Raw genomic sequence first — 20295 nt, 5'->3', positions numbered from 1 at the left:
CTAGCTCACTTTGCTGATGGTTTGAGCGAGTGCAAAATCTTTGCCTGTCAATCCTTTTGCTTCACGGGTTGCTAAAGTAAACGTTACCAACCCGCCATTCACATGAATTTCTACGTGCTGGCTGTCATACTCCAATAGCTCGGCTACCCGATTCACGAAGCTGATCGCTGTACCAAAATCACGACAATGATAAGTACGGGATAATGCCATCCGATCTTCGACCAACTTCCAGCCAGGCACTTTGCCCAAATACAGTTTGACCTGCTCCAAAGACAGTTTACTCAAAAGCAGCGCCCCCCTTTTGTCCGATGAACGGTTGTAACACCATCATATTCACGGGACTGGCAGGATAGTCACGTAGATCACTAGCCTTTTATTGCTTGATCGCGTAGAAAATCATTCGTGGAGATTCTGCGGCCACATACGGCTCAAACTGGTAGTTTCCAAACACTTGGATTTGTATAAAACCTGCTTGCTCCAACATGGATATCATTTGCTCGACGGTAAACAATCGCACTTGCTCCATATACTCACGCGGTTCGCTCGACTGATCATCGGTGATCGAAATCCGCTTTTTTACGAATCCGTCTTCTATCCAGCGCTTTTCGTGAATCAACATGCCTTCTGCTTCCTTGGTAGACTCTGGCACGAGATTTTCTTTTACGAAGACAGGACTCAGATAATCGATGACGACTTCTCCACCTGGCTTCAGCGCTTGGGCCATATTCCGCACCACTTTTGCATTTTCCTCATCCGTAGAAAAATAACCAAAGCTGGTAAACAGATTGACGACAATGTCAAATTCATTCTGAAACGGGATCGTGCGCATGTCACAGCGGGTAAAACTTAGATGTGAATAGTCGTTGTGTTCCTCTGCCAGCTGCAGGAGAACAGGCGACAGATCCACACCAACCACCTCGTACCCCCGGCGAGCCAGCGCACGGGAATGACGCCCGCTCCCGCAGCAAAGATCGAGCACGCGCCCCGTGTCCTTGATCGGCAATCGTGCCAGCAGATTGGCAACCTCTGAATCGGCCGCCGAATCGTCACGATGCCGGTACACCAGCACGTAATCTTCGCGAAAGCTGCGTTCAAACCATTCTTCTGCCATGTATGAGCTCCTTTAGTCTAAGATAGGGTTATTATACCACACCGGGGTTTGTTCGAGGCCGATTTCCCCTGATTGGATGTGCATTGCGCAGCCACCTTGATGATTCCAACTGCAAAATAATGGATTGCCATTTCGGTCATAGAAGCCTTTGTCCGCAAAAATACCCCTTCCCAAGGTGAATAACTAAGGAAGGGGTCTGCACAAAAAATCAATAAATAATGTCGTACTTGCGGGTAATGTGAACTACAATCGTGTTGCTCTGCCGATGCGAATCTTTTCTGCTACGCGAGCGATGATGCGCTCCACGGAGGATGGGTCCTCTACGACATCGTACTCGTTGATGTTGACTCGCAAGATTGGACAGGCGGTAAAAGACCCGATCCACTTTTCGTAGCGTCCAAACAAATCCTGCCAGTAATCGACTGGGGTCTGTTGTTCCATGGGACGTCCCCGCTCCTTCACGCGGTCGATGATGTCGTCAAAGCTGCCTTCCAGATAGATTAAAATATCCGGGTGAGGGAAGTACGGCGTCATGACCATCGCTTCGAACAATTCCGTATACGTACGGTAGTCCTCTTCTGTCATATTCCCTTGCTCGTACAGCATGCGAGCAAAAATGCCTGTATCTTCATAAATGGAGCGATCTTGAACAAATCCTCCACCATAGTCAAACATACGCTTTTGTTCCTTGAAACGCTCAGCCAAAAAGAAAATTTGCAAATGAAAGCCCCAACGCGACAAATCACCGTAATAACGGCTCAAATACGGGTTGTTGTCCACTTTTTCAACAGACACGCGAAAACCCAACTGCTCGGCTAGCGCATGTGTGAATGTTGATTTGCCTACCCCTACCGTTCCACCGATAGTGATGACCGCATTGTTTGGTATTCCGTATTTTTCACGGATATGGCTGTTTTGAAACCTAGACATGTACGCAACTCCTTATTCACATACTAGCGTAAAGCTCGTCCCCTATTACCCTTGCACTGACTTCAGCTCACGTACTTTTGGCCCGATTGCCTCCAGAACGTAGCGCAAATCTTCCGGTCGATGCACAAAGTCCAAATGGTCACAATCAAACTTGATGACCGGCGTATCCGGGTGGTGCTTTTCAAATGCTTGCATAAACTCGTTGTAATCCGCGATCAAGTTCTCCATGTACTCAACGTCCATGCTTCTTTCGATTTCCCGGTCGCGCAAAGCGATGCGATTCATGACCGTATCGATGGATGCTGTCAAATAAATGACTAAATGAGCCTGTGGCAAATCTTCTGTCAGGATATCATAAATCTTGAGGTACTTGGGCAAGTTGTCACCGGATAAAGTTCGTTTGGCAAAAATCGTATTTTTGAAAATATTGTAGTCGGCGACAACAGAAGTCCCTTGATTCAAATACTGGGAATGAATATCCTGAAGCTGTTTGTACCGGTTGCACAAGAAAAACATCTCGAGCTGAAAGCTCCACTCGGCTATGTTTTCATAAAATTTGCCCAAAAACGGATTTTCGTAAACAATCTCTTCCAGCAGCTCCAATTGAAAGGCTTTGCTCAATTCTCGCGATAGCGATGTCTTGCCGATCCCAATGGGCCCCTCAACGGTTATCAATATGGACTTCATGTATACTTCGATTCCTTTCACGAAAATGAGAGCACTCCATATTGTAGCACGCTTACATTCGTTTGTCGAAACGATTCGGTTTCTGTCAAAAAAAGAAAAAACTGCCCGCAATCCAGGCAGTTTCCTTGTCGCAACTCACGTGAAGTACTCGATTTTGGCTTGCGGAAATAGTCGTGCGATCTCTTTTTCCAAGTAAGCTTGCAGCGCCTTCGCCTTTACGTCAGGATACACGTACATCCCTTTTCCGTACTTGCCCCATTTGTACTTTCGTTCCTCTTCCTTCATCTCCAGCTTCGTCTTTGGATAGCGATGCAGGATGAGGTTGGCAGACCGCCTACTATCGTTATTGGAAGGAACTTTTGAATTCGCGTAGCCAGTATCTCGCTTGTTCCTCTTGATCAGAAGGCACTTGCAGCATGTATATATGTCCTGCTCGTTTCGTTTGTTTGGAGAACAACCGCACACGTATCCCTTGTCTCTCCAAGTATCTGCGGCACTCCTGCGCTACTCGCGGAAGACCGTATGACTCATGAATCGTTACCCATTTGATCCACATTCATTTCGCCTCACCTTTCTTTCTATAAAAAAACCCCTGTCGAGGCCTGTTCATGGAGGAGCGCGTTGCGCTTAAAAATTCCTATACGTTAAAATAAGCACCGACTGGGCGTTTGGTTCGCACGCAACCCATATCTCTTCCCTTTTTTATTTTTGGAAAACCGTTTCCCTTGTTCGTTCGTCTAATCAGGTAGGAGGGGGTTACGTGAATCTGGAACAGCTGGTAGCAGAGGCGCAGAGAGGAAGCGACGATGCCTTTTACCAATTACTCAATATGCACAAGGAAAAACTGTATAAAGTGGCGTATGCGTTCCTGCGAAATGAAACAGACGCACTCGAAGCCATTCAGGAAGCAACCTGCAGAGCCTATCTCAAGCTCTCTCAAATCAAGCAACCGGAGTATGTCTCCACTTGGCTGACACGCATCGTGATTCATGTATGCATGGATGAACAGAAGCACAAAAAACGCTGGGTCCTGCATCCATCCCATTTGGACGCCCAGCCTGAGAAAGAACCTACCTTCTCGGATCAGTCAGCTACCCGTCTCCATCTAGAAGATGCTCTCGAAAGGCTTACTCCCCTTCATCGACATGTCATTATCCTGAAATATTTTGAGGATCTGACCATTCGGGAAATTGCTACGGTACTCGGACATCCTGAGGGAACGATCAAAACCTGGCTTCACAAGGCACTGGGAGCACTTCGGCAAGACTTGGGAAAGGAGTGGTGAAAAGATGCAAGAGGATCAGTCATTCAAACAGCTCGAAAAGGAATTATGGAATGAAAAAGAACGGATGGAAAACATCACGGTGCCTGAAAGCATCGATCGTTATATACGCAACGGAATGCAGCTGGCAAAACAACGGCGGATAAGACATCGTCACAGGACCTTGGCTCGGTGGGGATCGGCAATGGCCGTCGGCATCCTTATGATGGGGCTATTTTTTTCCATACGCCTCTCCCCCGTTGTCGCTGCGTATGTAAGTCATCTCCCAGGCATGGAAAAGCTCGTCGAACTTATACGGGATGACAAAGGGTTGCAAATGGCGGCAAAGCATGACTTGGTGCAATCAATCGGGGCTAGCGCGGCACATGATGGGGTGAGCTTTACGGTGGATCAGGTGTTGATGGATCAGAAGCGTATGATCGTTTTTTATACGATCCGCCATGAGCAGGACGGTCATGCGGTTGACTTGGAGAATGTAAGCTTTTCCGACAAGAATGGATCGGACTGGGTAGCAGGCTACAGTTGGTCTTCGAGTGGTGAATCGGTAGCAACAAGTATTGAACAGAATCGCCTTGACATTTTCTGGGAGAATACACCAAACGTTCCGGACACACTTACAGCAAAAGTCACTCTCTCTGTCGATCAGAAAAAGCTGGAAACACCTTTTCAAGTCACGTTCCCTATCAATAAAACCAAGTATGAGACCTTAAAAGAAAGTGTCTATCCTGTCAACCAGGACGTGACAATCGATGGCCAACGCTTCACCGTTTCCCAGATCGTCGTTTATCCGACGCAGACTGAGGTGAGCATACAATTCGACCCGGCCAATACCAAGCATATTTTCGACTTCGACCGCTTGCGCCTGGAGGATGAAAAAGGACGTACCTATGCGTTCTGGGGGAATGGAATACCTTCCACGAAAGACGGACAAAACAAGGTCACTTACAATCTGGAGAGCAACTACTTTGAACAACCGGAAAAACTGGTGCTCAAAGCTGACGGGATCCGGGCGCTGGACAAAGACAAGTTACAAGTCGTCATCGATGGCAAGAAAGGCACGCTCATCAAGGCGCCTGACTCCCGCCTCCAGCTGACTGCATTACGACAAAATGAAGATGTGGTGGGAATGGACTTTCTCTTGAAAGTCGAGAAACAAGATGAAAATCGCTTCAGCTCTTTTGGGTACGAACTCACGGATGATCGGGGAAATCAGTACGAGCACGTAAGCGGGTCATCGTCATCTGGAGATCCATCTGACGTAAAGTCCAGCCAGAGGTACGGCTCACTGTATAAACGGACGACAGCGAAAGGCACTCCCGATACGTACACCTTTACTCTTACAGACTACCCGTCCCGCCTCTCGGATGGCTTCACGCTTCAAATCAAATAGTAGGAGCCCCCGAGCAGTTCATTCTGCTTACGGGGGCTCTCTTTATCAAGCAATCACAGCCCAATGATTGGTCGGTCCATGACCTCCACCTAGCTGTGGTGCGGTTTTGATCGCTTCAAAAATAAAACGGTTCGCCCGCTCCACAGCGGTGACGAGAGCCGTTCCCTTCGCCAGCTCAGCAGTCAATGCTGCTGAAAAGGTGCAGCCTGTTCCGTGGGTGTGACGAGTCTGTACGCGCTCATGGGAAATTTCATAAAAGGCTTGTCCGTCGAAGAGCATGTCGACGACCACATCCCCTTCCAGATGACCGCCTTTCATGAGCACGTTTCGAACCCCGAGCGCGTGGATCGCCCTCGCGCCTTCTCGCATTTCATCGGGAGTCCGGATTTGCATTCCTGTCAGGCACTCCGCTTCTGGCAAGTTCGGCGTGACGACTTCAGCCACGGGAAGCAAATGCTGCTTTAATGCAGCGATAGCTTCATCGAGTAAGAGTTTGGCTCCCCCTTTTGCGACCATCACCGGGTCCACTACCAGCTTTTGAATCCCAAACGAACCGATTTCCTCTGCAACCGCCTGGATGATGGCCGCATCAAAAAGCATACCAGTTTTGGCTGCATCCGCTCCAATGTCACGCAGCACTTCACGAATCTGCTGGGAAACGGCTTCCACGGGGATCGGGTACACGCCAGCAACGCCTAATGTATTTTGAGCCGTCACTGCCGTGATGGCACTCATTCCGTAAACACCCAGTTGATGAAAGGTTTTGAGATCGGCTTGGATTCCTGCCCCACCGCCGCTGTCAGAACCTGCTATGGTTAACGCTGTTGCTATCTTGCTCATGTTCTCCCTCCTGCAGACGCTTATTCTGATACCGAGTATACCATCCGACCGCTCGCTTCGGTATACTAGGATTGATTGATAGAGGCAAGGAAGGGATTTCCACTATGACATATCGTATTTTTTATTGGCTGACCGTACTGATCCCCACCGTCATTATCGGGGGCTTTGAGTTTGTGCGACATGACTTTCTATTACCTTATATGTCCATGGAAACGGGCAACGTCTACATTACGTTAATGACCTTGCTACTCTCCTTTTTATTTGCCACGTGGATGTTTCGTACATTGGAGCGAATGAATGCGAAAATCGTGGAAGAACAAGCCCGCCGTGCTGTCTATGAAGAAAGAGAGCGCCTAGCTCGCGAGCTACACGACGGAATTGCCCAGTCTTTGTTTTTTTTGAACGTGAAATTAAGGCAAGGACAGCTCGACGATGCTCGTGTTGCGGTTTCCGCCATCGACAACCATGTTCGTCAAGCCATCTTCAATCTGCGCTCCCTACCTGAAGAAGGAAGTCTGGAACAGCGATTGAAAAAATGGTTAACGCAATGGAGCGCTCTGTCCGGAATTGATGTTTCTCCCGAGCTACAAATCAGGGAAAACTTTTTTACACCAGCAGAAGAGGTACAGCTATTCGGGATCATTCAAGAGGCGTTTGCCAACATCCGCAAGCACTCTTCGGCTCACCATTCATGGCTGCACCTCTCCACTACCGAGCCTCGGAGCTGGACACTCGCAATTGAGGATGATGGAATCGGCATGCCCAAGCCCTCTGAAGAGGCGAAAAAATATGGACTTTCGATGATGAATGATCGAGCCAAGCAATTACAAGCTACGATCGATATTCGACCACGAGAGGCTGGAGGCACGACAATCGTCCTAACATCCCATTCTGGAGGTACAACCAAATGAACGGCTACCGAGTATTGATTGCCGATGACCACCCTATGGCGCGCTCTGCGATCCGTAGTCTCCTCGATCCAGACCCTTCTTTTGAAGTCGTGGGGGAAGCGGAAAACGGCGAGCAAGCCTTTCAGCTATGCGGTCAGCTACAGCCCGACCTCATCTTGATGGATATCAACATGCCCAAATGGAACGGCCTGGAAGCTACACGTGAAGTTAAAAAAGCGTATCCACATATCAAAGTCGTCATCTTGAGTGTTTCTGATGATGTCGGTGATCTCATTACAGCCATCCAGTTTGGCGCACAAGGCTATTTGTTGAAAAATTTGGAGCCGGACGACTGGATCAATTACTTACACGCTTTGTTGGGCGAAGACAGTGAGCTGTCGCGTGAGATGGCAAACAGGCTGCTGCATCGCTTCCGTCAAGACGAAGAACCCGATGGAATGGTTCCGGAAATTCTTACCCCACGCGAACGTGAAATTGTCATGTACGTCGGGGCAGGCAAAACGAATCGAGAAATCAGCGAGGCTCTCATCATCGCTGAAAATACGGTAAAAAATCATTTAAAAAACATTTTGGACAAGCTGCAGTTAGCGAATCGTGTTCAATTGGCAGCCTACGCGGTCCGGCACCATTTGATCATGAAAAAATGAGGAAGTACCAAGGCAGGTGACACGTTCACCTGCCTTTTGCATATGCTAGCCTCACAAAAACGCTGGACTCGAAAAACGACATACTTGCATACAGGCAACTTTTTTCACTTAAGAGAATACTGTTGCATAAAGGAATATTTATGTGCTAAAGTTGCCCTAAGGAAACATTCGTGCATTAATAAAAAAGAATTGAGGGGAGACAAACTTTGAAACCTACATATTTGACTCGTTGGAGAGCTGGAATTCTCACTACCATCATGACTGCTTCTTTGCTCTTTGCAGGCTGCTCGAATCATGATGCTCCGCAAGCAAAGGACGGGATATGGAAAGTCACCACGACAACTGGTATGGTCGCGGACATCGTTAAGCAAGTCGGCGGCGAACACGTCGAAGTCACTCAATTGATGGGAGCAGGCGTAGACCCTCACTTATACAAAGCATCTGAGGGGGATATCAAGCGAATCAATAATGCGGACATCATCTTTTACTCCGGTCAGCATCTCGAAGGCAAAATGATTGATATCTTTGAAAAAATCGGCAAAAGCAAACCTGTCAAACCTGTAACTGCGAAGCTGACCAAAGACGACTTGCTCGCGGACCCCGCTTCTCCCGATAATCCGGACCCTCACGTCTGGTTCGACGTCTCCTTGTGGATCAAGTCAGTGGAGCAAGTTCGGGACGACATGGTCGCGATTGACCCTTCGAACCAAAACACCTACACGGCAAACGCGGAAAAATACCTTGGCGAACTAAAAGAACTGGACGATTATGCACGCACGCAGCTCGCTAGCATCCCGAAAGAACAACGAGTTCTGGTTACTGCTCACGATGCTTTTCAGTATTTCGGTCACGCCTACGATGTAGAAGTACTCGGCTTACAAGGGATCAGCACCGCTTCTGAGTACGGACTCAAGGATGTTCAGCAGCTGGTAGATTCCTTGGTTGAACGCCAGATCAAAGCCGTATTCGTAGAGTCCTCTGTACCGAAACGCTCTATCGAGGCTGTCGTCCAAGGTGCTGCTGCAAAAAATCATACGGTAATCATTGGCGGAGAATTGTTCTCCGATGCGATGGGAGCGCCTGGAACACCTGAGGGTTCCTACATCGGAATGGTAAGGCACAACGTCGACACCATCGTGAAAGCCTTGAAATAACATGCTTGTCAGAAAGGAATGAGTGAGGCATGTCTATCAGAACGAAATCTGTACCACTCCGGGTTCGGGATTTGACCGTCGCCTATCAAAAGAAGCCCGTCCTCAGAAGTGTTCACGTTGAGGTTCCTGAGGGAAAGCTCATCGGTATCATCGGCCCAAATGGCGCCGGGAAATCTACGTTCATCAAAGCCGTACAGGGTTTGATCCCCGTAGCCTCTGGTGAAACGGAAATCTATGGCCAGCCTTACAAGCAGCAACGAAAACTTGTCGGCTATGTACCACAGCGCGAGTCAGTGGATTGGGACTTCCCTACCGACGCGTTGGATGTTGTCTTGATGGGCCGCTACGGACGTTTAGGCTGGTTTCGACGCCCTGGCAAGGCTGACCGCGATTTTGCAATGGAATGCTTGTCAAAGGTAGGAATGGCAGACTATGCGAACCGCCAAATCAGTCAGCTATCCGGCGGTCAGCAGCAGCGTGTCTTTTTGGCTCGTGCACTGGCACAGGAAGCTCAGCTCTACTTCATGGATGAGCCGTTTGCGGGTGTCGACGCTGCAACCGAAAAAGCAATTATTCAACTACTAAATGAGCTGAAGCAACAGAAAAAAACCGTGCTGGTCGTCCATCACGATTTGCAAACCGTCGAAGAGTATTTTGACTGGGCGATCTTGCTCAATCGTCGTGTCATCGCTGCAGGTCCCACACGAGAAGCGTTCACTCCCGAGAATTTGCAAAAGACCTACGGGGGAAGGCTCCATATTATGGGCAATCAAGTATTGCTAACCAGTTCGCCTTCTACAAAGGAGGCGACGGACTCATGAATGTGTGGCTTGCCCTGCAAGATCCCAATACACAATGGGTTTTGATGGGGTGCGTCTTGCTCGGGATCAGTAGCGGCGTTCTCGGATGCTTTGCCTTCCTGAGAGGACGATCTCTGGTGGGAGATGCCCTCGCCCATGCTGCTCTGCCTGGGGTATGCCTTGTCTACCTGTTGACTGGTTCCAAATCGATCGGACTTTTTTTAATCGGTGCAGGGGTAGCGGGACTGTTGGCCACCTACTGCATCACCGCTATCTCTCGGCATACGCGGATCAAGGAAGATACGTCGCTCGCCCTAACCCTTTCTGTCTTTTTTGGAATCGGTATTGTACTACTGACGTACATTCAGCACAGCGCTAGTGGCAATCAGAGCGGTCTGGACAAATTCCTGTTCGGGCAAGCCGCATCTCTCGTCTTCCATGACGTAATTACCATCATGATTGTAGCGGCCGTCCTGATTGTGACAACGGCCCTGTTATTTAAAGAATTTACGCTCCTCTCCTTTGACCCTGGCTTCGGACGCGGCTTGGGATTTCCCATGGGCCTGCTCGACGGCGTCTTGATGCTCATGCTCCTGATGTCTGTCGTTATTGGATTACAGGCTGTGGGTGTCGTCTTGGTCGCAGCGATGCTGATCGCGCCTGCAGTCACTGCGCGCTACTGGACAGATAAGCTCGGAAAAATGGTGATTCTCTCTGGTTTCTTTGGAGCACTCAGCGGTGTTCTCGGTACGCTCATCAGTACCCAGCAGGAAAATCTCCCGACGGGCCCGACCATCGTGCTCTCTGCTACTGCCTTCTTCTTGCTCTCTCTGCTCTTCTCTCCTCGCCGTGGTGTGTTGGCGCGGATGGTACGTTTTTTGAGCATGCGCAACAAAATCTTGCGCGAGGATGTCATGCAGGCTCTGTACGAGAAATTGGAAGAACAGACAAAAAGGCGCCCTACCAGAGTCTATTACGGTTTCAGTGGGGAACACCTGGCACAGAAATGCGGGAAACGAGCCTCAGCCGTTCGCAAGGCCATGTACGCGCTGCAAAAGAAACGCTATGTAACGGAACGATCTCGTACGAAAGAAGAGCTGCTCTGGACCTTTACTCCGGATGGCTTAAAGGAAGCCCATCGTCTCGTCCTGAATCAGCGTCTTTGGGATCTGTACCACATGAATCAAAATCAATACCACGACCTGGAAATTGACGTAAATCAGGAGGAGCTCGCTCCCCAATTATCTGACGAGGAATTGTCCCTCATGCTTGCTCAGTTGAGTGCCTATGACCTGACTCCGAGACTTGCGGATCACCAGGGCGTCTCTCACCTGCTGCAACCTTCGAACCAAGGGGGGCTATCGCTGTGAACACGTTCTTAATCATTTTGACTGGCTCACTGGTAGCGGCATCATGTGGTTTTCTCGGCTGCTTCCTCATCTTGCGCCGGATGGCGATGCTGGGTGATGCCATCAGTCACGCTATTCTGCCGGGAATCGTGCTCGCCTTTCTCTTCAGTGGCAGCCGGGATATCCTGCCTATGCTCATCGGTGCCGCCGTCATTGGCTTGATCACTGTTTTTATTGTCCAGATGCTGAATCAGAGTGGTGTCAAGTCCGATGCAGCTATCGGGGTGACCTTTACGGCCCTCTTTTCAGTCGGTGTCGTCCTCGTCTCGCTCTACACCCAGCAAGTCGATCTCGATCTCGATTGCGTTCTGTATGGAGAAATCGCCTACGTCCCATGGGATACCTGGCAGCTAGGCGGTACTGACATGGGCCCTCGCGCTTTGTGGGGTGTAGGAGGCGTATTCCTGTTCAGCCTGCTGGTCATCGGCTTGTTTTTTAAACAGTTCAAGCTATGCAGCTTTGACCCTGCTCTCGCGGCTGCCATCGGGATTCCGGTCATGCTCTTTCACTATCTGCTGATGACGCTAGTCTCACTGACAACAGTCGCTGCCTTTGAAAGCGTAGGAGCGATCCTCGTAGTCGCGATGCTCGTCGTTCCCAGTGCTACTGCTTATTTGCTTACCGATCGCCTGCATGTCATGCTCTTCATCAGTATGGGAGTAGGCGTCCTCTCCGCCGTTCTGGGTTACTTCCTCGCCTCGTGGCTGGATAGCTCGATCGCGGGTGCCATGACAGCTGTTGCTGGCTTGTTGTTCCTCCTGGCGTTCTTGTTCTCGCCTCGCCACGGCTTGATTAGTAAAATGGTAGCGAGAAGAAAAGTTCAGTTGGGTGAAGCATAACTCAAGTAAAAGGAAAAGCTGACGTCCGAGCAATCATTCGAGCGTCAGCTTTTTGGTTGGCTTTTATAGGAATCCTGTCCTCCTCATAAAAGGAACATAGATGACTGGACTCTATCTTCTCGTTCTACAGCTCTTTTCGAAAGAATGCGAGCGCAAGTCCTGGTGCAACTTCTTTTGTCCCTGTCGATTCGTATCCTTGGCGCAAGTATAACTGGACTGCTGGTTCATTCCGAGCACCCGTCGATACGACGATCGTCTTTACATCCGCGTAAATCGTTTCAAGATGAATCAGCAATTGTCTCGCGATTCCTTTTCGAAAATGCTTGGGGTCTACGATCATTTTGTGGATGTCGAGCTTATCCCCATTTTTTGGAACGATAGGGCTCCAGCCAACTCCCCCTCCTCTACATAAGCGATGAAAGTTTCCTCGCTCCCCATCAGCTCCTCGACGGTTTCTCGTAGCGGCGGCAAATCACTCCACCCAATCAGCTCAGCTTCCACACGGTATGCAGCTTGCTGTAGCTGCCACATGCGTGTAGCAGCATCTTGACTGGTCGTAGGAAAAACGCGAATCATGCATAACCCCCCTCATTCATTGCCCACAGGTGTATCGTAATTGTAATAAACATAAGGATCCTTTGGTGGTTTGACCGGTTCGATCTTACTTGCTCTCAGTACAAGCATGTCATATCCGTCTACTGTTCGCGCTTCCAGCTTTCCTCGTACTTTTACCCAGCTGTCCTTGGCCCATTTGCTCCCTTGATCATTTTCCACCAGCACCCCAAAAACGTTGGCATCGGCCGTGCAGCATGAAACGGAGAAGCGTGCGACAACGAACTGGTGTGCCGTAAAATCAGGCTGACGATAAACAAAGCCGAGCGTCTCGATCTCCTTGCCTGCAAACTCCTTTGCGTATAGCTCCATCGTCGTCAATCCATCCAAAAACACTTTGTCATTGAGCATGATGACGGGTTGCTTGTACAACGACACAGCCATGTCCGTGTAAAAATCACCCAAGCCAGTGGCCGAAAATTTCTGGCGAATCTGTTCATCAGATCGAACCGGTATGGATGCTGACGGATCGGCTTCCCCTCCTTGTTGTGACGAATTACCTTGCAAACTGGACACACTCTGCGTAGGCGCATTAGGGGTATTCGCCGCTCCAGTTACCTCCGCCAGTTTTTTCACGTCGTAACTGAGCAAAGTGATCCCCCGTTTTTCTGCCACATCACTGCCGAGTATTTGATCCGGCATGAAAAATCCCATCGCCAACGGTAAGACAAACATCCCGTATACCAACACGGAACGCCACAAGGAGCGCGGAATCTTATGCGCATCCTCGCAGTCGCAATCGTACGCAGTTGCTCCCAAGAAAGCCTGCCGTAAGCTGACAAGCGTTAACATGATCAGAATCCCAAGTGTGACATAGCTGAACATATGCAATCGAGGTGCCAGATAGTGACCGAGACGATCCGTAATGATGAGCTGTGCTAACAGCCCAGTGAACCCGATCAAAATCAAACTGCGCAGGAAGTAATGTCGTTTTACACTCGCTTGATTCATCACAATCCCTCCTTAGACCGGCCATAGCATTGTCACGGAGAGTACGAGTACGGTGACAATTGCAACCAGTTTGACCACAAATCCGAAGCGAAAGGTGCTAAACAGCATCAACGTGGTTTTCATGTCCAGCATCGGCCCAAAGACGAGAAAAGCCAGTAGCGAGCTGCTATGAAAGGAATTCGAAAAGGATGCCGCGATAAAGGCGTCCGCCTCTGAGCACAGGGAGAAAAGATAGGCCATCCCCATCATGACCAAATGAGACGCAACCGGAGTCTGACCGATCTCCACGAGTGTCTCTCTGCTTACGTATACTTGAAGCAAAGCACTGATAAACGCACCTAACAGCAAATATTTCCCCATATCGAAAAATTCGTCGATTGCGTGGGAAAACGTGGCCGAAAGCTTACCTCGCATCGCTTCCGTATGAGCTTCTTCATGACAATTTTGTGAGTCCATTCCCAGACGTAGCGGATTTTTACGAACAAACAGCAAAACCAATATGCCGATGATAATTGCGACGAGAAAAGCCGCCGCCCCTCTGTGGAACGCCAGATCTGGTTGTCTTGCAAATGCAATGTATGTAGAAGATAAAACGACCGGATTGACGATCGGACCCGCTAGCAAAAACACAATCCCCACGTGAAGCGGCATCCCCTTTTGGATCAAACGGCGAACAACCGGAATAATCGCACATTCGCAGACCGGGAACAAAAATCCCAGCAATGCCCCGAAGGGTAAAGCTACCAGAGGATGTTTTGGCGTCCAACGCCGTACCTGTTCTTCCGTTACGAACGTCTGGATAAAAGCGGAAAAGAACACCCCGAGCAGCACAAACGGAATGGCTTCCAACACGATACTGAGAAAAAACGTCTTGATGTCCAGCCAGCGTGGCGACCACTCGATCTGCCAGCCAGAAAACCAGCTGCCCCTTCCGCTCGTAGTCAACCAAGCCGCAGCTAATCCCAGCAAAAGCGCTCCGATGATTTCCAGGAAAAATCGGCGAAGCTTCACAAGCAAGTCAGTTCCTCCTCTCCCACAAATCATAATCATTACGAATTATATTCGGTTCGGGACAACCTTACAACGGTTTTTAGAAATAAATCCTACTATCCGCCTACCTCTCCGTACTTTTTTTTCCAATTCGGCCGTTTTATAATGGAAGAACCAACCCCCGTCCAACTGGAAAGGAGGTGGGTCCCCAAAAAGCCGCCCTTGGTTTGACGTAACTCGTGTCGAGAGCCCACATTCTCTAGACGATTGGAGGCGTCACGCATGAACCATCCTGATTTTCGCCATCTACTGGCCTGCATGGAAGACGTAACCCTCGCTGCCCTGGACGAGAATACCGGTCCACCAGATCCGACTGAGTATCAATCGTTGTACGGACGCTTGCAAGATGCAGCCGAAACCCTCCCCCCTCTTTATCGGGAACACGTTTACAATCCGTTTCTTCAAACAATGGACAAGCTATCCGAGTCTGGATTCGCTGAAATGCTGAGGCGTGACCCACACAAAGAAAGAGAAGCCGGTTTGTTTTGCGATATCGCCCAAGCCATTTTACAAAACAGCGAAGCGTATGAACGAGAAGCGACGGATGCCTTTCAGGAAGTAGTTAGCGATTTGTACGACGGCTTTTTGAGCGAGGAAGACAGGAAAGGCATTAAGCCTCCTGATGTGAGCCTGATTGCTCCGCTCGTGAAATGGGGACGCCCGCAATTTGGCCCGTATACGTGGACGGCCGAGGCTACCGCTCATTTTGGAATCAAGACGGGCATCGTCAATCTGCCTCCCGCAAATTCTCGACTGGGTCTGTTGGCTTGGTCCGCATTAGGTCACGAAACAGCTGGACACGACATTCTCCATGCAGATACCGGATTGCTGGGAGAATTGCAGCAAACGGTTTTTGACGCATTGGCAGATGAAATGCACAATCGTACGTTGGCTGACTATTGGTCCCTACGCATTGATGAGACCGCCTCCGATGTGCTTGGAATCTTAAACACAGGTCCTGCCGCAGGAATTGGCTTGATTGGATATTTTCGCGGGCTGAATAAGGCATACACTGGCCAAGCGACATTGCGTAATGCTGGCCCTCAAAACGATCCCCATCCTGCAGACATTTTACGTGGATATCTTGCTGCCGAAACTGTACGCATGCTTCACTTTGACAACGCAAAGGAATGGGCGGATGCCTTGGTAGAAGAAACAGATCGCGATTTGAAAGGAATTACCTTGGGAAGAGCTGTGCTCGATGCAGACACGGCTAAAAAATCAGCCGCCATCGTTGCGCGAACGATTGCAGAGGCACGCCTGCTCAGTCTCGAAGGTCATGCTCTTGGGCAAATTCAGAACTGGCATAATGAAGACGAACGAATCGTGCAAGAAATACGTTCTCATTTTTCCGGTTCGCTGACTGTCCACGATGGCATCGTTTCCGGCATGTATGCCGCACACGTGGTTGCTGCTGCAGTGACTTCAGCTGTTGCCGGGGAGCTTGAGGCTCCAACCGTCTTTGCAGGCATGACGACGTTGCTAAAAAGCATGCACGACGCAAATCCTTCATGGGGCCCGCTCTACGTGCGCCATCGTGGAGATCTAACCCCACATCGAATCTACTCCCGTTCGGCGAGTTAATCGGTTACTTATTTTACAAACAAAATGCGTGAAAGCCGTTGTTTTTTCACAACGGCTTTTTCTTGCGATAACATTCAAATGATTACTTGAATATTATATTGTATCTGGTATGATTTAGTTGAAAACGATTTAGAAAGTAGGAACACTCATGTACGACTACGACGTTATCGTAATCCGTGGAGGCCAAGCAGGATTATCCATTGGTTACCATCTACAGCAGCGAGGCCATCGCTTCGTTATTTTGGAAAAAAGCGAGCGTGTTGGCACGAGTTGGCGCGAACGTTACGACTCCTTAGTGCTCTTTACACCCCGTTCGTTCAATGACCTGCCTGGACTCCCCTTCCCTGGGCAACGGAGCGGATTGCCTGACAAAAATGAAGTTGCCTATTATTTAGAACTGTATGCCCACCATTTTCAATTGCCGATCGAACTTGGAGTCGAGGTGATACGCTTGGAGGAAACAGACTCTCCTGGCTCTCCTGGTTTTCGAGTCCACACGCAAGAACGCATTTTGCTCGCTCGATCTGTTGTTATTGCCACTGGTCCCTTTCATGAGCCTTATTGGCCTGATCTACATACGAATGCGGATAACGATGTGGTGCAATGGCACACGGCCACCTACCGAAATGAGCAACAGCTGTCCGATGGTCCCGTTCTCGTAGTGGGCGGGGGGAATTCGGGTGTGCAGATTGCGATCGAGCTCACAGGAAAACATCCTGTTTTTTTATCCATGGGACAATCCCGAACATTTCTGCCGCTAACCATTTTGGGTAAGACTATTTTTACTTACATGCGCAAGCTCGGTATACTCACAGCTCCCGTCAGCTCCTGGCTTGGCAAGCTCTACCACTCTTTGCCGGATCCTATTTTCGGATACAGAAAGGAACTACGAAAATTGCTTCACACAGGGAAATTAACACTCTCCTCACGAACCGTTTCTCTATCTGGCCGCGTCGCTACTTTTGCGGACGGCCGCACCGCTACTGTGTCAAATATCATCTGGGCAACCGGCTATCGTCTTCGATACAAATGGGTAGAGGTACCGGGCATACTGGACGATCAAGGACGTCCCGTACACAACCGAGGTGTCTCACCTACTCCAGGGATCTTCTTTCTAGGTCTGCCCTGGCAGTACAATCGTCAGTCCGCACTACTAGGCGGGGCCGGTCATGACGCTCACTTTCTGGTAAACGAAATCACAGACCTTCTTCGTTCGTAATCCTATTGTTTGGGAGGTATATACATGGGTCATCATCATGATCACGGACATGGACACCATCACCATGGCAGAGGTGCTAGCAAACAGGCCTTGCTCGTGTCTCTCTTGATTATCAGCGTATTTTTGATCGTAGAAATGATCGGGGGCTTTCTCACCAACAGCTTGGCCTTGCTATCAGATGCTGGTCATATGCTAAGCGATGCTTCTGCTCTCTTGCTCAGTCTGGTTGCTATGCATTTTGCTGCTCGACCACCCTCTGCCCAAAAAACGTTCGGGATGCATCGCTTCGAAATACTGGCAGCACTCATTAACGGAGTGACCCTCGTCGTAATCTCCTTGATTATTCTGTGGGAGGCGTACCAGCGACTGCTCAATCCGCCAGAGGTCGCCAGTGGGACGATGATCGTAATCGCCACAATCGGATTATTGGCTAACATCGCTGCCGCCTTTATCCTCATGCGTGGCGACTACAAAGAAAACATGAATGTACGAAGTGCTTACCTCCACGTCCTTGGTGATCTGCTGGGATCCGTCGGCGCCATTCTCGGTGGCATTCTGATGTGGGCATTTGACTGGTACATCGCCGACCCATTGATCAGTGTCATTGTCGCTGTTCTCATCATGATCAGTGCTTGGCGGGTGACTAAAGAATCGGTCCATATCTTGCTGGAAGGAGCCCCTAGCCGTCTCGATACCACTCAAATAGCAGAGAAGCTGCAACAGCTGAGTGGAGTGATAGCCGTGCACGATCTACACGTATGGACCGTGACGTCGGGGTTTGAATCGCTAACCTGCCATCTGATTGTCGAGGATGACTTGCCCAGCTACCCAATCTTGACCAAAGCCCTCCAGCTGTTGCAGCACGACTTTGGGATCACCCACGCGACGATCCAGATCGAAAATTCTTCGGTCCAACACGATAATATGCAATGCCAGGAAGGCAATCAACCGCAAGCTGGACACGATCATTCCCATAATACTGCTTGTCACGATCACAACCATTAAGACGCAAACGACAAAAAACCATCTCCCATTATTTGCGGAGATGGTTTTTGCTTATTTTTTGGATTAGTCTTCCATCGTGGACAGGTCGCCTGTCGGAAGTCCGAGCTCCCACGCCTTCAAGACGCGGCGCATGATTTTACCGGAGCGAGTCTTCGGCAGCTTGTCGCGGAATTCGATCTCACGCGGCGCGGCGTGAGCAGCGAGTCCTTCTTTGACAAACTTGCGGATTTCCTCCATCAGCGCCTCACTTGGCTCATATCCGGCACGCAGCGAGATAAATGCCTTGATGATCTCTCCGCGGACTGGATCCGGCTTTCCGATTACACCCGCTTCAGCTACTGCTGGATGTTCTACCAGCTTGCTTTCTACTTCAAATGGACCTACCCGCTCACCAGACGTATTGATCACGTCATCAATACGGCCTTGGAACCAGAAGTAGCCTTCTTCGTCCTTGTAAGCAGAGTCGCCAGATACGTACCAGCCTGGAATGTGGAAATACTCTTGGTATTTCGCAGGGTTGTTCCAAATCTGTCTCATCATCGCAGGCCAACCGACTTTTACAGCCAGATTCCCCATGCGGTTTGGCGGCAGCTCATTTCCTTGATCATCGATGATCGATGCGTATACACCTGGAATTGGCTTGCCCATTGAACCTGGCTTGATTGGCATACTCTTGTAGTTACAGATCGTTTGCCCACCGGTTTCTGTCATCCACCATGTGTCGTGAATGCGATGCTGGAAGACGCGCAATCCCCAGTAAACGACTTCTGGATTGAGCGGCTCGCCTACGCTCAAAACATGGCGCAAATGCGAAAAGTCGTATTTTTTGACCAGCTCGTCACCAGCACCCATCAGCATGCGGAAAGATGTTGGTGCGCTGTACCAGACACTCACTTTATATTTTTCAACCGTTTCATACCATGATTCCGGAGTGAAGCGGCCACCACGTACTACGTTTGTTACACCGTTCAGCCAAGGAGCAAAGATACCATAAGCAGTACCTGTCACCCAGCCTGGGTCAGCTGTGCACCAGTAGATGTCATCGTCTTGCAGGTCCAGCACCCATTTTCCTGTTTGGTAGTGCTGAATCATCGCATTGTGAACGTGCAAGACACCTTTAGGTTTGCCTGTGGAACCAGACGTATAATGAAGAATCATTCCGTCTTCGCGGTCCACCCACTCGATTTCAAAGTCGGAGGAGGCTTCCGCCATTGCCGCTTCAAAGCTAATCAGACCTTCAGCTAACGCGTCCTTGGAGCCTACGACAATCACGTGTTTAAGAGCAGGCAATTCCGATACAGGAATACGTGGTAGCAAGGCAGGAGTCGTCACGATTGCAACGGCTTCGCTGTTTTCCAGACGATCTCGAACAGCCGCTTCCATAAATGCTTCAAACATCGGACCTACGATAGCACCCACTTTTAATGTACCTAAAACGCTTACATAAAGCTCTGGGGTGCGAGGCATAAAGACAAACACGCGATCTCCCTTAGCAATACCTAACCCGCGCAGTACGTTCCCAAACTTGTTGGACTGCTCACTAAGCTGAGCAAACGTGTAGCTCTCATCGCGAGTCAAATCGCTGTATATCAGGGCTGTTTTATCTTTTCGATCCGTCAAAACATGACGGTCAATTGCTTCATATGCCACATTCACCTTGCCTGTTTCGTGCCAGGTGAACTGTTTTTCCACTTCTGCCCAATCAAAGTTAGCGTAGACTTCGTCGTAATTGTTCAGATTAAACCGACCATCCGTCGCCGGAATTTTTTCCACGTTCATACTTTCACTCTCCTAGACTCCACTGGATTCTTTTTCATTCAACTTTCATAATATTTCTGCACTTTTCTCGAAATTCCTCCTGCCAATAACCTACT

22 protein-coding genes and 1 pseudogene are annotated in these 20295 nt (G+C 49.6%); 11 read left to right on the top strand and 12 right to left on the bottom strand.

The annotated features are described in order from the left end of the window. The 6 genes and pseudogenes from AN963_RS04450 to AN963_RS30065 all read right to left on the bottom strand — a co-directional run bounded on the left by AN963_RS04450 (nt 1) and on the right by AN963_RS30065 (nt 3284). Entirely contained in the window at nt 1-285 is a 285-nt protein-coding gene (locus AN963_RS04450) for a 4a-hydroxytetrahydrobiopterin dehydratase (RefSeq protein WP_055743329.1), read from the bottom strand. 88 nt (nt 286-373) lie between these two features. Further along, nucleotides 374-1111, bottom strand: coding sequence for a class I SAM-dependent methyltransferase (locus AN963_RS04445; protein WP_055743328.1), 738 nt, complete (start codon nt 1109-1111; stop codon nt 374-376). 243 nt (nt 1112-1354) lie between these two features. After that, entirely contained in the window at nt 1355-2041 is a 687-nt protein-coding gene (locus AN963_RS04440; RefSeq protein ID WP_055743327.1) for a deoxynucleoside kinase, read from the bottom strand. A 45-nt stretch (nt 2042-2086) separates the two neighbouring features. After that, on the bottom strand, nt 2087-2728 hold the full coding sequence (locus AN963_RS04435; protein WP_055744444.1) for a deoxynucleoside kinase: 642 nt from the start codon (nt 2726-2728) through the stop codon (nt 2087-2089). Between the two features lie 135 nt (nt 2729-2863). Next, nucleotides 2864-3052: pseudogene (locus AN963_RS04430) on the bottom strand (spore photoproduct lyase family protein); the annotation flags it as partial. A 19-nt stretch (nt 3053-3071) separates the two neighbouring features. Further along, on the bottom strand, nt 3072-3284 hold the full coding sequence (locus tag AN963_RS30065) for a hypothetical protein (RefSeq protein ID WP_083496880.1): 213 nt from the start codon (nt 3282-3284) through the stop codon (nt 3072-3074). A 204-nt stretch (nt 3285-3488) separates the two neighbouring features. Between AN963_RS30065 and AN963_RS04425 the strand changes: the two genes are divergently transcribed. Then, nucleotides 3489-4013 carry a sigma-70 family RNA polymerase sigma factor gene (locus AN963_RS04425; protein WP_055743325.1) on the top strand — a complete coding sequence of 175 codons (525 nt, stop codon included), beginning with the start codon at nt 3489-3491 and terminating at the stop codon, nt 4011-4013. Between the two features lie 4 nt (nt 4014-4017). Next, entirely contained in the window at nt 4018-5400 is a 1383-nt protein-coding gene (locus AN963_RS04420; RefSeq protein ID WP_083496783.1) for a DUF4179 domain-containing protein, read from the top strand. A gap of 45 nt (nt 5401-5445) precedes the next feature. On the opposite strand, the gene thiD is transcribed toward AN963_RS04420, so the two are convergent. Then, a complete protein-coding gene (gene thiD, locus AN963_RS04415; RefSeq protein WP_055743324.1) occupies nt 5446-6240 on the bottom strand; it encodes a bifunctional hydroxymethylpyrimidine kinase/phosphomethylpyrimidine kinase in 795 nt (264 codons plus the stop codon). Between the two features lie 104 nt (nt 6241-6344). Here thiD and AN963_RS04410 point away from each other — a divergent pair, with 104 nt between their 5' ends. The 6 genes from AN963_RS04410 to AN963_RS04385 all read left to right on the top strand — a co-directional run bounded on the left by AN963_RS04410 (nt 6345) and on the right by AN963_RS04385 (nt 12000). Then, on the top strand, nt 6345-7151 hold the full coding sequence (locus AN963_RS04410; protein WP_055743323.1) for a sensor histidine kinase: 807 nt from the start codon (nt 6345-6347) through the stop codon (nt 7149-7151). Continuing rightward, on the top strand, nt 7148-7798 hold the full coding sequence (locus AN963_RS04405; RefSeq protein WP_055743322.1) for a response regulator: 651 nt from the start codon (nt 7148-7150) through the stop codon (nt 7796-7798). The genes AN963_RS04410 and AN963_RS04405 overlap by 4 nt, the downstream gene beginning before the upstream one ends. Nucleotides 7799-8055: 257 nt before the next feature. Next, nucleotides 8056-8952: a metal ABC transporter solute-binding protein, Zn/Mn family gene (locus AN963_RS04400; protein WP_055744442.1), complete on the top strand. Its 897-nt coding sequence runs from the start codon at nt 8056-8058 to the stop codon at nt 8950-8952. Between the two features lie 29 nt (nt 8953-8981). Continuing rightward, complete coding sequence (locus tag AN963_RS04395; RefSeq protein WP_055743321.1) at nt 8982-9773, top strand: metal ABC transporter ATP-binding protein; 792 nt, start codon at nt 8982-8984, stop codon at nt 9771-9773. Continuing rightward, nucleotides 9770-11122 carry a metal ABC transporter permease gene (locus AN963_RS04390; protein ID WP_055743320.1) on the top strand — a complete coding sequence of 451 codons (1353 nt, stop codon included), beginning with the start codon at nt 9770-9772 and terminating at the stop codon, nt 11120-11122. The genes AN963_RS04395 and AN963_RS04390 overlap by 4 nt, the downstream gene beginning before the upstream one ends. Continuing rightward, nucleotides 11119-12000 (top strand): metal ABC transporter permease, encoded by an 882-nt coding sequence (locus tag AN963_RS04385; RefSeq protein ID WP_055743319.1) that lies wholly within the window; start codon nt 11119-11121, stop codon nt 11998-12000. The genes AN963_RS04390 and AN963_RS04385 overlap by 4 nt, the downstream gene beginning before the upstream one ends. A gap of 124 nt (nt 12001-12124) precedes the next feature. Here AN963_RS04385 and AN963_RS31770 read toward each other — a convergent pair whose 3' ends face one another. The 4 genes from AN963_RS31770 to AN963_RS04370 are packed head-to-tail and all read right to left on the bottom strand — an operon-like array spanning nt 12125 to nt 14607. Beyond that, a complete protein-coding gene (locus AN963_RS31770) occupies nt 12125-12349 on the bottom strand; it encodes a GNAT family N-acetyltransferase (RefSeq protein ID WP_330218828.1) in 225 nt (74 codons plus the stop codon). Next, a complete protein-coding gene (locus AN963_RS31765) occupies nt 12337-12576 on the bottom strand; it encodes a hypothetical protein (RefSeq protein WP_236707868.1) in 240 nt (79 codons plus the stop codon). The genes AN963_RS31770 and AN963_RS31765 overlap by 13 nt, the downstream gene beginning before the upstream one ends. Before the next feature lie 12 nt (nt 12577-12588). Next, a complete protein-coding gene (locus AN963_RS04375) occupies nt 12589-13563 on the bottom strand; it encodes a TIGR03943 family putative permease subunit (RefSeq protein WP_055743318.1) in 975 nt (324 codons plus the stop codon). A 12-nt stretch (nt 13564-13575) separates the two neighbouring features. After that, nucleotides 13576-14607 carry a permease gene (locus AN963_RS04370; protein WP_407922538.1) on the bottom strand — a complete coding sequence of 344 codons (1032 nt, stop codon included), beginning with the start codon at nt 14605-14607 and terminating at the stop codon, nt 13576-13578. Between the two features lie 228 nt (nt 14608-14835). On the opposite strand from AN963_RS04370, the gene AN963_RS04365 reads away from it, so the two are divergent. The 3 genes from AN963_RS04365 to AN963_RS04355 all read left to right on the top strand — a co-directional run bounded on the left by AN963_RS04365 (nt 14836) and on the right by AN963_RS04355 (nt 18421). Continuing rightward, nucleotides 14836-16197, top strand: coding sequence for a hypothetical protein (locus AN963_RS04365; RefSeq protein ID WP_055743316.1), 1362 nt, complete (start codon nt 14836-14838; stop codon nt 16195-16197). 148 nt (nt 16198-16345) lie between these two features. Further along, on the top strand, nt 16346-17416 hold the full coding sequence (locus tag AN963_RS04360; protein ID WP_055743315.1) for a flavin-containing monooxygenase: 1071 nt from the start codon (nt 16346-16348) through the stop codon (nt 17414-17416). A gap of 24 nt (nt 17417-17440) precedes the next feature. Beyond that, on the top strand, nt 17441-18421 hold the full coding sequence (locus AN963_RS04355; RefSeq protein WP_055743314.1) for a cation diffusion facilitator family transporter: 981 nt from the start codon (nt 17441-17443) through the stop codon (nt 18419-18421). Between the two features lie 63 nt (nt 18422-18484). On the opposite strand, the gene acsA is transcribed toward AN963_RS04355, so the two are convergent. Beyond that, nucleotides 18485-20200: an acetate--CoA ligase gene (gene acsA / locus AN963_RS04350; RefSeq protein WP_055743313.1), complete on the bottom strand. Its 1716-nt coding sequence runs from the start codon at nt 20198-20200 to the stop codon at nt 18485-18487. Nucleotides 20201-20295: the final 95 nt, after the last annotated feature.

It is taken from the genome of Brevibacillus choshinensis, assembly GCF_001420695.1.
GTDB lineage: Bacteria > Bacillota > Bacilli > Brevibacillales > Brevibacillaceae > Brevibacillus > Brevibacillus choshinensis.
Note: the sequence above shows the minus strand (reverse complement) of the source record. Positions and strands in the feature narration are given on the sequence as shown.

Bases quoted from the DNA above. Each gene is read 5' to 3' on its own strand.
- AN963_RS04445 (WP_055743328.1), bottom strand. From the start codon at position 1,111: ATGGCAGAAGAATGGTTTGAACGCAGCTTTCGCGAAGATTACGTGCTG.
- AN963_RS04440 (WP_055743327.1), bottom strand. From the start codon at position 2,041: ATGTCTAGGTTTCAAAACAGCCATATCCGTGAAAAATACGGAATACCA.
- AN963_RS04435 (WP_055744444.1), bottom strand. From the start codon at position 2,728: ATGAAGTCCATATTGATAACCGTTGAGGGGCCCATTGGGATCGGCAAG.
- AN963_RS30065 (WP_083496880.1), bottom strand. From the start codon at position 3,284: ATGTGGATCAAATGGGTAACGATTCATGAGTCATACGGTCTTCCGCGA.
- AN963_RS04420 (WP_083496783.1), top strand. From the start codon at position 4,018: ATGCAAGAGGATCAGTCATTCAAACAGCTCGAAAAGGAATTATGGAAT.
- thiD (WP_055743324.1), bottom strand. From the start codon at position 6,240: ATGAGCAAGATAGCAACAGCGTTAACCATAGCAGGTTCTGACAGCGGC.
- AN963_RS04410 (WP_055743323.1), top strand. From the start codon at position 6,345: ATGACATATCGTATTTTTTATTGGCTGACCGTACTGATCCCCACCGTC.
- AN963_RS04405 (WP_055743322.1), top strand. From the start codon at position 7,148: ATGAACGGCTACCGAGTATTGATTGCCGATGACCACCCTATGGCGCGC.
- AN963_RS04400 (WP_055744442.1), top strand. From the start codon at position 8,056: ATGACTGCTTCTTTGCTCTTTGCAGGCTGCTCGAATCATGATGCTCCG.
- AN963_RS04395 (WP_055743321.1), top strand. From the start codon at position 8,982: ATGTCTATCAGAACGAAATCTGTACCACTCCGGGTTCGGGATTTGACC.
- AN963_RS04390 (WP_055743320.1), top strand. From the start codon at position 9,770: ATGAATGTGTGGCTTGCCCTGCAAGATCCCAATACACAATGGGTTTTG.
- AN963_RS31765 (WP_236707868.1), bottom strand. From the start codon at position 12,576: ATGATTCGCGTTTTTCCTACGACCAGTCAAGATGCTGCTACACGCATG.
- AN963_RS04375 (WP_055743318.1), bottom strand. From the start codon at position 13,563: ATGAATCAAGCGAGTGTAAAACGACATTACTTCCTGCGCAGTTTGATT.
- AN963_RS04370 (WP_407922538.1), bottom strand. From the start codon at position 14,607: ATGATTTGTGGGAGAGGAGGAACTGACTTGCTTGTGAAGCTTCGCCGA.
- AN963_RS04365 (WP_055743316.1), top strand. From the start codon at position 14,836: ATGAACCATCCTGATTTTCGCCATCTACTGGCCTGCATGGAAGACGTA.
- AN963_RS04360 (WP_055743315.1), top strand. From the start codon at position 16,346: ATGTACGACTACGACGTTATCGTAATCCGTGGAGGCCAAGCAGGATTA.
- AN963_RS04355 (WP_055743314.1), top strand. From the start codon at position 17,441: ATGGGTCATCATCATGATCACGGACATGGACACCATCACCATGGCAGA.
- acsA (WP_055743313.1), bottom strand. From the start codon at position 20,200: ATGAACGTGGAAAAAATTCCGGCGACGGATGGTCGGTTTAATCTGAAC.